This is a genomic window from Paracoccus jiaweipingae (genome assembly GCF_044335505.1).
Classification (GTDB): Bacteria; Pseudomonadota; Alphaproteobacteria; order Rhodobacterales; family Rhodobacteraceae; genus Paracoccus.
In genome coordinates this window covers 162,216-174,331 of sequence record NZ_JBISBS010000003.1, presented here as the reverse complement: position 1 = coordinate 174,331, position 12,116 = coordinate 162,216, and the positions used below count along the sequence as shown (strand labels likewise).

Annotated in this window: 19 protein-coding genes; 3 read left to right on the top strand and 16 right to left on the bottom strand. The window is 62.9% G+C overall.

What is annotated here, in order from left to right; all coding sequences use genetic code 11:
• Window positions 1-18: 18 nt before the first annotated feature.
• From ACFXP9_RS07025 to ACFXP9_RS06965, 13 genes are all read right to left on the bottom strand, one after another.
• The gene (locus ACFXP9_RS07025; RefSeq protein WP_397207111.1) at window positions 19-267 is read right to left on the bottom strand and encodes a hypothetical protein; all 249 of its coding nucleotides are present in this window, start codon (window positions 265-267) and stop codon (window positions 19-21) included.
• Window positions 264-602: a hypothetical protein gene (locus tag ACFXP9_RS07020; RefSeq protein ID WP_397207113.1), complete on the bottom strand. Its 339-nt coding sequence runs from the start codon at window positions 600-602 to the stop codon at window positions 264-266. The genes ACFXP9_RS07025 and ACFXP9_RS07020 overlap by 4 nt, the downstream gene beginning before the upstream one ends.
• 110 nt (window positions 603-712) lie before the next feature.
• On the bottom strand, window positions 713-985 hold the full coding sequence (locus ACFXP9_RS07015) for an HU family DNA-binding protein (protein WP_397207115.1): 273 nt from the start codon (window positions 983-985) through the stop codon (window positions 713-715).
• 49 nt (window positions 986-1,034) lie between these two features.
• Window positions 1,035-1,565: a host-nuclease inhibitor Gam family protein gene (locus tag ACFXP9_RS07010; RefSeq protein WP_397207117.1), complete on the bottom strand. Its 531-nt coding sequence runs from the start codon at window positions 1,563-1,565 to the stop codon at window positions 1,035-1,037.
• A 13-nt stretch (window positions 1,566-1,578) separates the two neighbouring features.
• Window positions 1,579-1,827, bottom strand: coding sequence for a hypothetical protein (locus ACFXP9_RS07005; protein WP_397207120.1), 249 nt, complete (start codon window positions 1,825-1,827; stop codon window positions 1,579-1,581).
• Entirely contained in the window at window positions 1,820-2,194 is a 375-nt protein-coding gene (locus ACFXP9_RS07000) for a hypothetical protein (protein ID WP_397207122.1), read from the bottom strand. The genes ACFXP9_RS07005 and ACFXP9_RS07000 overlap by 8 nt, the downstream gene beginning before the upstream one ends.
• Window positions 2,195-2,222: 28 nt before the next feature.
• Complete coding sequence (locus tag ACFXP9_RS06995; RefSeq protein ID WP_397207124.1) at window positions 2,223-2,954, bottom strand: AAA family ATPase; 732 nt, start codon at window positions 2,952-2,954, stop codon at window positions 2,223-2,225.
• Window positions 2,944-5,220, bottom strand: a complete 2,277-nt coding sequence (locus ACFXP9_RS06990; protein ID WP_397207126.1) for a hypothetical protein — start codon at window positions 5,218-5,220, stop codon at window positions 2,944-2,946. The genes ACFXP9_RS06995 and ACFXP9_RS06990 overlap by 11 nt, the downstream gene beginning before the upstream one ends.
• 1 nt (window position 5,221) lies before the next feature.
• Window positions 5,222-5,491, bottom strand: coding sequence for a hypothetical protein (locus ACFXP9_RS06985; protein ID WP_397207128.1), 270 nt, complete (start codon window positions 5,489-5,491; stop codon window positions 5,222-5,224).
• A complete protein-coding gene (locus ACFXP9_RS06980; RefSeq protein WP_397210109.1) occupies window positions 5,491-5,745 on the bottom strand; it encodes a hypothetical protein in 255 nt (84 codons plus the stop codon). The genes ACFXP9_RS06985 and ACFXP9_RS06980 overlap by 1 nt, the downstream gene beginning before the upstream one ends.
• Window positions 5,742-6,014, bottom strand: coding sequence for a hypothetical protein (locus ACFXP9_RS06975; RefSeq protein ID WP_397207132.1), 273 nt, complete (start codon window positions 6,012-6,014; stop codon window positions 5,742-5,744). The genes ACFXP9_RS06980 and ACFXP9_RS06975 overlap by 4 nt, the downstream gene beginning before the upstream one ends.
• Window positions 6,011-6,229: a hypothetical protein gene (locus ACFXP9_RS06970; RefSeq protein ID WP_397207134.1), complete on the bottom strand. Its 219-nt coding sequence runs from the start codon at window positions 6,227-6,229 to the stop codon at window positions 6,011-6,013. Before ACFXP9_RS06970 ends, ACFXP9_RS06975 begins: the two co-directional genes overlap by 4 nt.
• Entirely contained in the window at window positions 6,226-6,504 is a 279-nt protein-coding gene (locus ACFXP9_RS06965; protein WP_397207136.1) for a hypothetical protein, read from the bottom strand. The genes ACFXP9_RS06970 and ACFXP9_RS06965 overlap by 4 nt, the downstream gene beginning before the upstream one ends.
• An 87-nt stretch (window positions 6,505-6,591) precedes the next feature.
• On the opposite strand from ACFXP9_RS06965, the gene ACFXP9_RS06960 reads away from it, so the two are divergent.
• Entirely contained in the window at window positions 6,592-7,254 is a 663-nt protein-coding gene (locus ACFXP9_RS06960; protein WP_397210107.1) for an XRE family transcriptional regulator, read from the top strand.
• A gap of 308 nt (window positions 7,255-7,562) precedes the next feature.
• Complete coding sequence (gene miaB, locus ACFXP9_RS06955) at window positions 7,563-8,888, top strand: tRNA (N6-isopentenyl adenosine(37)-C2)-methylthiotransferase MiaB (protein ID WP_397207141.1); 1,326 nt, start codon at window positions 7,563-7,565, stop codon at window positions 8,886-8,888.
• A gap of 106 nt (window positions 8,889-8,994) precedes the next feature.
• Here miaB and ssb read toward each other — a convergent pair whose 3' ends face one another.
• Window positions 8,995-9,492, bottom strand: coding sequence for a single-stranded DNA-binding protein (gene ssb, locus ACFXP9_RS06950; RefSeq protein ID WP_397207143.1), 498 nt, complete (start codon window positions 9,490-9,492; stop codon window positions 8,995-8,997).
• 202 nt (window positions 9,493-9,694) lie between these two features.
• Between ssb and ACFXP9_RS06945 the strand changes: the two genes are divergently transcribed.
• A complete protein-coding gene (locus ACFXP9_RS06945) occupies window positions 9,695-10,339 on the top strand; it encodes a lytic transglycosylase domain-containing protein (RefSeq protein ID WP_397207444.1) in 645 nt (214 codons plus the stop codon).
• 55 nt (window positions 10,340-10,394) lie between these two features.
• Here ACFXP9_RS06945 and ACFXP9_RS06940 read toward each other — a convergent pair whose 3' ends face one another.
• Both ACFXP9_RS06940 and hemB read right to left on the bottom strand, forming a co-directional pair.
• Window positions 10,395-11,027 (bottom strand): lipid-binding SYLF domain-containing protein, encoded by a 633-nt coding sequence (locus tag ACFXP9_RS06940; protein ID WP_397207145.1) that lies wholly within the window; start codon window positions 11,025-11,027, stop codon window positions 10,395-10,397.
• 58 nt (window positions 11,028-11,085) lie between these two features.
• Window positions 11,086-12,081, bottom strand: a complete 996-nt coding sequence (gene hemB, locus ACFXP9_RS06935) for a porphobilinogen synthase (protein WP_397207147.1) — start codon at window positions 12,079-12,081, stop codon at window positions 11,086-11,088.
• Between the last annotated feature and the right edge of the window lie 35 nt (window positions 12,082-12,116).

Sequence of the window (12,116 nt, the reverse complement as noted above, 5' to 3'; positions counted from 1 at the left end):
CATTCAAAATTAAAATGGTCACAGGGGGGGTAGCGGGAGCTCTTCTTGGTCGAGCATCACAAAAGCCTCGCGGATGTGATCGGGGAGCGTGGTGAATTCGACCTCGGGGCCGCATTCCCCGGTGACAATGCGCAGGCGCTTGCCAAACCACTCTTGCGAGACGTAGGGGCCTGCGCCCTGGGCGCGGGCGATCATGCGGCGCACATGCTTTTCGGTGAGCCCTGCTACTTGGGCAATCTGATCTGGAGCGACAAATGCGGGCGTCATACCGAGAACTCCAGGCCTTTGAGAACGCCCTGGGCTTCGATCACCCGTTGACGTGTCAGCCCATCGGAAAGGCCCATCCCGTCCAATCGCTCGCTCACATCGCCGAGCAACCTCTGCACGCGACCAACGGCATCCTCGATGTCCTTAAGGAGATCGTCCTTTTCATCGCATGGGGAGCAATCGAAGGGATCACCCCACTCATCATAGCCATACCCGTGATCGTCATAGAGGCCCGCAATCTCGCTTTCGATCAGCGGCTTGGCCCAGGTAATGCGGCCAACCACCTCCAGATTGACGATCAACTCGCCCGTTGTCCTGATCTCGATCTCTGCCATTTTCCTATCTCCTTGGGTTGATGCCGCCGCGCCCACTCGGGAGGAGTTGAGTGTCTGCTCAGCGCGGCGGCGGGCGGCGGGTGCTGCCATACCCGCCGCCAACTCATCGATCAGGCGACGTGATCAGCCAGGGCCTTGAGCACCTTCACATTCACCACCGTCTTGGCGGGGATATCGATCTCCTCGCCCGTGCCGGGATTGCGGCCCTTGCGGGCGGCGCGCTCCTTGGTGGTCAGCTTGGCGATACCGGGGATGGTCACCTCACCGCCTTCGCCAAGCTCTTTCGAGGTGACGCGGGCCAGCCCATCCAGGAGGCTTTCAGCCGCCCCGGCGGCGGTGGTGCATTCCTCGGCAAGTGCCTTGATCAATTCAGCTTTGGTCATGGTTTCTTCCTCTTTGAAAACGCCCGTTTTCGGGCCTTGGTTGATGGCCTCAGGAGGCCTCTTTCAGCTCGGTCTCGAAGGGTTCCACCAGGAAATCCTCCCCATCCGAGCCAATGGTCACACCCGCGAGAGCCGCCGCCGTGGCGCGATCTTCGAGCATGGCTTCCTTGTTGATGTCCTCTTTGACGCGCAGGAACTTCTTGCCCAGGCGTGCGGCCTTGATCGCTTCGATCACGGCATCCTTGCCCCGGATCGTCACCTTGGCCGGGCGCAGCCGCCAGGAAATCTCGCCGGTTGCGAACTTGTGGAATTTGACCTTGCCGCCACGGGTCAGCCGATCACGGTTGACCTCGGCGAACATGCGCAGCCCTTCGATCTTGGCCGTGGCGCTCTCGCGCAGCGGGGCCACCCGCGCACCATATTCCTCCTGGAGGGCCGCGATCTTGTCATTCATCTCAGCCTCGATGCGTAGCACCTCGCGGTTGAGGTCGCCGATCTCGCGGATCGCCTCGCGGGCCTCGCTATCGTCTTGCGGCACCGGCACATTGGTGCCCTGGGTTTTCATCTTGCGTGACGCCATTGGTTTCTCCTTTTCAGACGTTTGAAATCACTGCGGGTTCGGGTTTTGCGGGGGGCGACGGGCCAAGCTCGCCATCCTCCAGAAACAGATCGGCAAACCAGGCCAGGGCGAGCACCTCGATCTGGCTCAGCATCGACCAGCCGCGCGCCGAGGCTTTGACCTTGCTCTTGGCGCGCACCGCCAGGCGGGTGAGCTCATCGATGGTGATCCGCTCGGGGCCACCGCTGGCCGAAAGGTCATAGGTGAAGGGGGCCTCACTCATATTGAGCCTCCTCCAGCTCCAGTTGCAGTTGACCGGCAAGCTCCTGGACGGTGCGGCCCGTCATGCGGCTGGCCTGGGTGAGGCCGGTGAGCGAGCGCCGGGTCAGGTTGCGCACCGTGTCCCAGACCTCCTCGGGCGTGACGCCCCAGAAATAGCCATCATCGGGGGTGGCGCAGGCGGGATGGCCGCGCATGCGCAGCTCGGTGACCACATGGCGCAGGTGCCGCTCAAGCTGGGGCGTGCTCTCCTCGCCGGTAATCACCTCCACCAGCTCACCCACGCGCAGGCCCGCCTCGCGGCCCTCCAGCGTGCGCAGCACGGCAAGCACCGTGTCTGGCGTGATCTCGATTGCGGTTTCTTGTTCCATGCTCGACCTCCTGCCCGTCACCGGGTCTCTAGCTTTGCCCCGCCATCCAGGCGGCGGCGGTTTCAACCACCCGCTCATCGAGCTGGGTGATCCCCTCGTTTTCCATGAGGCGGGCGCAGGCATCCGAGAGCGCGACCGCGAAACGCCAGTTGCCGCCCGTCTTGCGCAGGAAGGCCTTGGCGCTGGTCTTGGTGATCTGGCCGAAACGCGGGGCCAGCACATAGGCGGCAAGCTCGGCGGGTTCGGTCACCGGCTGCATCACCACCTTCTTGGTGCCGACGCGCTGGCGGAATTGCTCCAGAAACACCCGGATTTGCGGGTGAGTGAACTTCTTGGCCAGAAGGTCGGTGCCCGCGATCACAAGCCCCGCGCCGCCGATATCCGAGATCGAGCGCAGCATCTCCAGGGCGGGCCATTTCAGGTGATTAGCCTCATCCACAATGATGAGCTGGCCTTCTGGCGCGAGCCGGATGAGCCGCTGGATCAGCGTGTTCGAGGTGCCGCTCTCATCGATGGAATGCCCGGCCTTGTTGAACTGATAGGCAAGCTCCTGGAGGAGGGTCTTTTCCTTCATCCCGGCCCAGGCTTCCACGCGGATCGCGCCCATCTCCTTGGCCAGCCAGTTGGTGGCGGCGGTCTTGCCGGTGCCAGGATCGCCCGTGAGTTGACCAAGGCGGCTATAGCGCGGCGCGGCGATCACCGCCTCGCACATCTGGCGCGCCTGGCCCGCCATTGCCGTTTCCACAAATTCAATCGTCATGCTCTTCCTCCGCAAACTTGAAGTTTTCCAAGGCCTTCACCGGGCCGGTTTTCCATTGCTGCGCCGCCTGGCGCTTCTTGCAATCCTCGGCCTCGGCGAGCGCCTGCTTGCGCTCCTCGCCCGCCAGGCGGGCCATCCGGTCGATGATCCCGGCATCCACTACCGCCGCGACGGGGGCCTCGGGTGCATCAGGCATGTGGGCGATGTGACGCTCGGTCTCCTCGGTCAGGCTGAGGAGTGCGACATGGCGTTTCTTCTCGGCGATCTGGCGGCGGAAAGCCTTGCCACGGCGGTTGACCTCCTCGGCCCCACGCGGATCGAACACGCCAAAGGCACGCTCGGGGAAAGCCTGGCAGATCAGCTCATCGCCGTCGAAACAGAACACGAATTCAGGGTTGAAGGCGGGCACGCGCAGGATGATCCGGCGATCAATCCCCAAGAGATCATCGTGGTAGAAATAGAGCGTCTCGCCGCGCCGTGGGGTGTAGCTCACCCGGCCACGATCCGGCACCCGCTCCACCACCTCGGCAAAGGCCAGCGCCAGCACCTCAGGGCGCGAAAGCACGGTCTTGCCCCAGCCCTGATCGATAAACCCGCGCAGCGCCTCATTAGGGCTCTGGCCCTTGAGCTTCCCGTGCTGGGGCCGCTTATGATACCAATCCAGCGCCCGCCCGGCCTCATCCAGGAAGGCCCGCGCATCGCCTGGGAAGGCAATCGGGTCCTTGCCCTTTGCATGGGTTTTCTTGGCCATCCGGTCGCCAGCGGTCCAGCCGGGGATCGTTGCGAAAAAGACTTGCTCCAGGTTACCGAATGCACCCTCGATACCCGGCTTGCCCTTCGCGTTATAGGGACGCGACCGCGCAACCGCCTCACGGCCCTCGGCCACGCGGGCCGCAACCTCGGGGTTGCCATCCAGATCGAACACCTTGATCCCGCCGCCGGTCAGCTTCGAGAGCTGGGTGAATCCGCCGATCATGGCATCCCAGGAATACTCGCTCCCGTTGTCGAGATAGAGCATCTGAGGCAGGCCCCATTCCTCCACCATCGCCTGGAAGCTCTGGGCCACATGCTCGCGCCGGATGCCTTCCTTGGGCTCCAGGAGCACAAAGGTCATGTGCATCTCATTGGTGGCCACATCATACCAGGCAATCGCCTTGGGATAGACCACCGTGCCATCGGGGCGGCGCATCATGATATCGACTGGGTGAACGTCACCCACCACGATCTCGCGCGGCAAGAGGTTGCCATAGTCGCGGCGCACCGAGGGCATGTAGCGATCCTGGAAGGTCGCGTTATCCTTGGCCTGCACCGCGATGATCTTGTATTCGCGGTGCTTCTTGATCATGCGGCGATTGATGTGGCAAAGCCCGAATTGTGTGCCCGCCCGTGCCGTGTCACCACACCGCCCCAGCTCCAGCGCATCAAAGGCCACCACGCGCAGATCGCGCGAAAGCTCGATCAGCTTGGTGGTAGATTTCTCCGAGATCGAGCGCCAGCCACGCTCACCGGCACCCCAGAGCGAGCGGATATAGCGGGTGATCTCATCGGCCACATCATTATGCGTGGTCTCATCAATATGCGGGGCAAAGAAGCCATCCCAGGCGCGCGTGATGCCCGTGCGCTTGGCCCCGGTGTCAGAGCGGCGCTTGCGCATAAGGCCATAGGTGCCATCGCTCTCATAGGCCTTCACCCAGTTATAGAGGGTCTGGGGCGTAACTGCCTTGCGCTCACCATTGGGGAAACGGTGGGTCACCTCGGCCAGCTCTTTGATCAGCGCCGCGCGATCCGCCGATCCTTTAGGGAGGCGGGTGACGGGCTTGATCAGATCGCGCCGCCATTCGGCCAGGCGGTGCCGCTCCTCGAAATCCGCATCGTGTTGGAAATTCTCATCTGGGACATGGCGCACCTCGCCCGTTTCCGGGTCCACCTTCTCATGCAGCTTGATCCCATGCTGGGCATACCACCGCTCGCGCAAATCATCGGAAAGGCTATCGACCAAGACCAACAGCATCTTGCCGCCACGCCCAACATTCGAGGAGACCGTTTTGACGGTTACCTCATCGCCATCAAATTTGCGGACCTTTAGGGCATGCTGCGCGGTCCTCAGGGGGCATCCAGCCAACTCCGAAAGAGCCGCGCTCGAAATCCACAAATCGTCTTGCGTTAGTGTTGCGTTTGCCTTTGCGTTAGGCACATTGTCCTGCATCGCTAACGCAAGGTCGGTTCTCGCCGAAAAATCTTGCTCTTTCCTCAAAACCTGCCCCATTTCATCCCCCCATCCGCTCGAAGAATGGTGCGAGTGTTTTTCGGTAGTATTCCGGGGTGCGGGCTGAGATTTGATCGAGGCTCGCCTGGTCGATACGATCCAGGGCACACATCGCCAGCGCATATCCCAGCGCATCGGCGAGAACCTCGGCAACCATCTCATTCGTCGGCTTGATGCCGATCACATCCCGCATCGTGTTATCAACGCGCGCGTGGACGTTGTGAGCCAAAAGCTCATATGCCCTCGGATGAACCCGCACCTTCCCAGCCATCACACCGCCCCATCGAAGATCGCGGTTGAATTGGCCCGGCACTTCCCGCACATGCGGTTGCCCGGCCCGTCGCTTGTGAAAATGTCGCCACAGGTGATGCAGGGGTGGCGCTTGCGGCGCGCCTCACGCTCGATCCGGTCACGGGCCTCCTCGGCGCGCCAGCGCGCGCTCACGGCTCCATAGACCTTTTCCCCGTCTTTACGGACGATCCAGCCAGATCCCTCTCGGGCCACTGTCACCTGGGGCGCGCTCATGCCGATCCCTCGCAATCGCTTGCCTGGATGCGCGACACCATGCCTTGCGTGGCGCGCAAGGCCGCACGGCCCAGCGCCTCAAGCTGATCGCTCGCGGCACCCGTCATGGCGTAGAGGCCAAGCGCCTCGCCATAGGCATGCGCCAATGCCAGGGCCACATCGCCCGGCTTGGCCCGCTCGACGCCCAGCGCCGCCGCGATCTTTTCCGCCGCCGCCATATGGGCCTCGAATGAGGCATTCTCGATATGATCCGGGATCACGCGCATCATCCGCACTCCCGCTCAAAGGCTTCGCGCATGAGGATATGTGCGTGCTCGGTGATCCGGTTGGCCGCGAAAGACAGCGCGCCAGCCGCTTGCCCGTCCGTGGTGTCAAGGATCAGCTTGAGCGCGAAATGCACCTTGTCCTTGTCGGACAGGCCGCGCAGGGCCTCCTCGGCGGCGGCGCGCTGCGCCACCTCGAATTGCTTTTGCCGCCCGATCATGCCGCCGCGCCCTTGAGCTGCTCAGCATGGCGGGCGATGCGCGCCCGGTAGGCCACCTCGACCACATCGGCACCAGCGCCTTCGATCAGGCGATCAAGAACCTCCTGCCCGGTCGGGCCAGTATAAACGCCCTTGAGGGCGTTCCGCGCCGTGTTTCCGCTGATATCATTGGCTTTGCACCACTGCTCGAAGGGTGTGCCGCTCGCCTTGAAAGCCCCAAGGACAACCTCATAAAGGACAAGTCCGGGCTGGAACATTTTGTTTTTGACTGGCATATTGTCTCCTGTAGCAACATCTTGTTGTGCCCTATAGCAACAATGTATTGTTACCCAAGAAAACAAGTCAAGCCAAAAGTGTGCCCTATGAAAACAATTTCTGAATTCGGTGAGCGCGTGCGGCTCATCAGGTCAAACAAAAACCTTTCACAACAAGAGTTTGCCGATCAGATGGAGGTCAGTCGAAGTTACCTTGCGAGCATCGAGACGGGGCGCAAAGAGCCATCTTTCTCGTTCGTCTCGTCTCTAATAGGCACATTTGGGATCGAGCCAAATTGGTTTTTTGGGGTGGGGTCGAGCAACCCGGATGAGGCCGAAACGGTCTCCCAATTTGTTCCAATTCCGAGATACACTGTTTCCGCATCGGCTGGCCCAGGGGCTATCGCGGGCGATTATCTCGATGTCAGCTACTATGCATTCAGCCTGAAATGGATCAAGCGGCGGCACCTGGATCACAAGATGCTCAACGTGATCGAAGTGCGCGGCGACAGCATGGAACCCCGTCTTTCCGCTGGCGATCTGATCTTGATCGACCGCGCCCAGACCGATCCCACCGATGGCAACACCTATGTTTTGCGCCTGGGCGAGGAGTTGGTGGTGAAGAACATGCAGCGCATCGACCGAGAGACGATTGCCTTGATCAGCAACAACACGATTTACCCGCCACGCCAGGTGCGCGCGGTGGACATCGGCCCAACCGAGGAGGTCGATATCATCGGTCGCGTCGTGGCCTCTATGCACGAATGGTGACGCATTGCGTCCAGGTTTGGCAGATCGCGGCCATCGAGCGGCGATATTCAAACGCAATTTGTTCCGCTCTTGCGATCAGCGCCAAAATCGCCGCCAGTCAGGATCGCCCACATTTACGGCGCTTCGCATGATGAGCCCGATCACCCATTCAAATTCATCGAGGGCTCACCATTCCAATTTATTCCGATCCCCCCCAGGGGCAGCCCCCGGACCCCCGGGATATTTGGGCCAGGATGAAGGGCAGGGTGGCTTTGCTTTGCATCCGCTTTGCGTTAAAAGCCCCGCCAACCCACCCGGAAAGGCGCAAGATGACGGATGCAAGCGGCCCGAAAAAGCTGTTCATCAAGACCTATGGTTGCCAGATGAACGTCTATGACAGCGAGCGCATGGCCGAGGCCATGGGCGCCGAAGGGTATGTGCTGACCGATGATCAGGCGCAGGCCGATATGGTGTTGCTGAACACCTGTCACATCCGAGAGAAAGCGGCGGAAAAGCTGTATTCCGACCTTGGCCGGCTGAAACCGCTGAAGGCCGAAAAGCCGGATCTGAAAATCGCCGTGGCCGGTTGCGTGGCGCAGGCCGAGGGTCAGGAAATCGTCAACCGGATGCCGCTGGTCGATCTGGTGGTGGGGCCACAGGTGTATCACCGGTTGCCGGCGATGGCGCGCGGTGACGGCCCGAAGGTGCTGACCGAATTCCCCGCCGATGACAAGTTCGAGCATCTGCCCCAGTCCAAGGCCACCCGCCGCGCCCCCGCCGCGTTTCTGACCGTGCAAGAGGGCTGTGACAAGTTCTGCGCCTTTTGCGTCGTGCCCTATACCCGCGGCGCCGAGGTCAGCCGCCCCGTCGACCGCATTCTGCGCGAGGCCCGCGATCTGGTGGCGCGCGGCGTGCGCGAGATCACCTTGCTGGGGCAGAACGTCAATGGCTGGCACGGGCAGGGACCGGAAGGCGGCGAATGGGGCTTTGGCCGCCTGATCCGGCAGCTGGCGGCGATCGAGGGGCTGGACCGCATTCGCTATACCACCAGTCACCCCAATGACATGGCCGATGACCTGATTGCCGCGCATGGTGACGAGCCCAAGCTGATGCCCTATCTGCATCTGCCGGTGCAATCGGGGTCGGACCGCATTCTGAAGGCAATGAACCGCAAGCATACCGCCGCCGATTACCTGCGGCTGATCGACCGCATCAGGGCGGCGCGGCCTGACATTTTGCTGACCAGCGATTTCATCGTCGGCTTTCCGGGCGAAACCGATGCCGACCATGCCGATACGCTGCGCCTGATTGAACAGGTGGGCTTTGGCACCGCGTTCAGTTTCAAATATTCGCCGCGTCCGGGCACCCCGGCGGCGGATCGTGACGGGGTTGCGGATGCCGTGGCCGATGCGCGGTTACAGGAATTGCAGGCGCTGCTGTCGCGTCAGCAGCGCGCGGCGCAGGAAAGCATGGTCGGGCGCCGTCTGGGGGTGTTGTTCGAAAAACCGGGCCGCCTGCCGGGGCAGATGGTCGGCAAGTCGGATTACCTGCATTCGGTGTTTGTCGAGGCGCCACAGGCACAGATCGGTGATCTGGTGCGGGTCGAGATTTTGGAAAGCGCGCCCAATTCCCTGAAAGGGCGTCTGCTGGGCTGATCCGGGGCGCTGCCCCGGACCCCGGGGTATTTGCGCAACGAAGAGGCCCGTCAGGGTGAAAAGGGGCGCACCGGGCGCCCCTTTTGCAGTGATCAGATTGCGGTGATCAGAACGGGATATCGTCGTCGAAATCGGCGCGGCTTGCGCCGCTTTGCTGACCGCCCGAGGGGCTGCCGTAATCGCCGCCGCCGAAATTGTCGCCATAGCCGCCAGACTGGCCGCCGCGCGACCCGCTGCCGCCGCCACCTTCGCCTCGGCCATCAAGCATGACCAGCGCGCTGTTGAAACCGCGCAGCACGATTTCGGTCGTATAACGGTCCTGACCGGACTGGTCCTGCCATTTGCGGGTTTCAAGCTGGCCTTCCAGATAGACCTTGCTGCCTTTTTTCAGGAATCGCTCGACCACATTCACCAGCCCTTCGGACATGATGGCCACGCGGTGCCATTCGGTGCGTTCGCGGCGTTCGCCGGTGTTGCGGTCTTTCCAGGTCTCGGAGGTGGCCACGCGCAGATTCGCCACCTTGCCGCCATTCTGGAAGCTGCGGATTTCAGGGTCCTGACCCAGATTGCCGATCAGGATCACCTTGTTGACGGAACCTGCCATTGTCTGTCCTTTGTCTTGGGCTGTTGGGCATATCTGATAACGCGGCGGACGGGCGGGCCGCAAGCCCCGCCGGGGCAGGCGGGAATCCGCCCATGCCAGCAGCCATGCGAGGCGGCGCATCGCGGCGCTTTTCCCGGCGGCGGTTTTGTGTATGCTGTTGCCAAAAGATCGCAAAGGCGAAGAGGGGCAGCAGATGAAGCTGATGACCGCACCGGGATTGCGTCATGTTCTGAAAGCCGGGATTCTGAAAGCCGGGGTTGGGGTCGTTCTGGCGCTGGCGCTGGCCGCGCCGGTTCAGGCGGATGGTTTGCGGCTGGCAGGGGCGTCCAGCAAATCGCGCGCGGCCCAGTTCGAGCGCCAGACCCGGCTGATCGACAACCGTCTGTCCAAGCAATATCAGCGCTCGGCCCGGCTGCAACCGGGCGGTGCCGACCGGTCGGTGACCATCCAGCTGAGCGAACGCATCCCCGTCTATCGCGGCCGCAAAAGCGCCTATATGCCCCATGCCCGTGCCGCGGCGCGCAAATATGGCGTCCCCGAGGATCTGTTCCTGCGGCTGGTCCAGCAGGAATCGGGCTGGAACCCCAATGCCCGCAGCCACAAGGGCGCGCGCGGTCTGGCGCAGCTGATGCCCGGCACAGCGGCCAAGCTGGGGGTGAATGCCAGCGATCCGGTGCAGAACCTGCATGGCGGTGCGCGTTATCTGCGGATGATGTATAACCAGTTCGGCAGTTGGCGACTGGCCCTTGCGGCCTATAATGCCGGGCCGGGGGCGGTGGCGAAATATGGCGGTGTGCCGCCCTATCGCGAAACCACCAATTATGTGCGTATCATCCACGGCAGTTGATCGCTGCCGGGGCCGTGATCGCGGGTTGGGAAAAGGGGCCTTGCGGCCCCTTTCGTCATTTCGGCTGTGCGGCGGGTTGCGGCCCGCGCCATTGCGGCATGGCCAGTTTCCACCCCGAGGCCGAGGGGTGGATGCGGGTGTATTTGGTGCCCTCGATCGCGGCGCCGGCCATCAGCCCCGACTGGCCAAAGATCATCGCCACCACAGGGTATTGCGTGGTCAGGCTGTCCGTGGCGAATTCCTGGCCGGTGGCCGGCAGGGTGTAATAGGCCCCGGCCCCCGCGACCCAGCCCGGCAGACGCCGGAAATCGGCCAGTGCGGCATCGGTCTGGAACACCAGAACATGGGCATATTGCTGTGCCCCGGCCTGAAACCCGACGCTGGCCTTGCTGGCGGAATAATAATCGACCGTCGCCCCGGCGATCCGCAGCGCGCCCTCGCCATAGGCGCCGCCGACGCCAAATCCGGCCTCGGTGACCAGCGGCATATACAGCACCCCTTTGGCATTGCCGATCAGCCCCTGCGCCGTTGGCACGCTGCGCAACAGCTGTGCGTGGATGGCGTTGACGCGGGCGTCGATGCGGCCAGTGCCGTCAAAGCTGATGGCCTGATCGCCACAGGCCGCCAGACCGGCCGTTGCGGCGCTGGCGGCCAGAAAGCCGCGGCGGGTCAAGAAGGTGCTGGTCATGGTCATCCGGTCCCTGAATGTTGCTTCTTTTTCCGGCACGATAGGTCAAATTGACCGGTCAGGCCAGCATCTGGGCCACTTCGGGAGCGAAATAGGTCAGCACCCCGTCGCAACCGGCGCGGCGGAAGGCCAGCAGGCTTTCGATCATCACGTCGCGCGACAGCCAGCCATTGCGGATGGCGCCTTCGATCATCGCGTATTCGCCGCTGACCTGATAGGCGAATGTCGGCGCGGCGAACTGGTCGCGGACCATGCGGCAGATATCCAGATAGGGCATCCCCGGCTTGACCATGACCATATCGGCGCCCTCGGCCAGATCGCGGGCGACACAGCGCAGGGCCTCGTCACGGTTGGCGGGGTTGATCTGATAGGTTTTCTTGTCACCCACCAGCCGCCCCGAGGCCCCGACCGCATCGCGGAACGGACCATAAAACGCGCTGGCATATTTCGCCGCATAGGACATGATCGCGACATCCTTGTGGCCTTCGCGTTCCAGCGCCCCGCGCAGCGCCGCGATGCGGCCGTCCATCATGTCCGACGGCCCCAGAATATCGGCCCCCGCCTGTGCCTGCGCCAGGGCCATGCGGACCAGACATTCGACGGTTTCGTCATTCAGGATCACCCCGTCGCGCACCAGCCCGTCATGGCCGTTCACGTTATAGGGGTCCAGCGCGATATCGGTCATCACGGTCAGCTCGGGCGCGACCTCTTTCACCGCGCGGATGGCACGGTTGCCGATATTGTCGGGGTCCCAGGCACGTTCGCAGGTCTCGTTCTTGCGGTCGGGATCGGCATGGGGAAAGATACAGATCGCGGGGATATTCAGGCTGGCCGCACGTTCCGCCGCCCGCCGCACCCCGTCCAGCGTCAGCCGCTGCACCCCCGGCATCGAGGTGACCTCGCCGGCGCCGCCCTCGATCTCGGTGACGAAAACCGGCCAGATCAGGTTGGCGGCGGTCAGGTTCACCTCGGCGGTCATGGCGCGCAGGGCCGGGGTGCGGCGCAGGCGGCGCAGACGCGTGGCGGGGAAGGGGGCGACGATGGGCGTGGCCATGGGGGTGCCTTTCTGCTGTTTGGCGCAACCTAGAC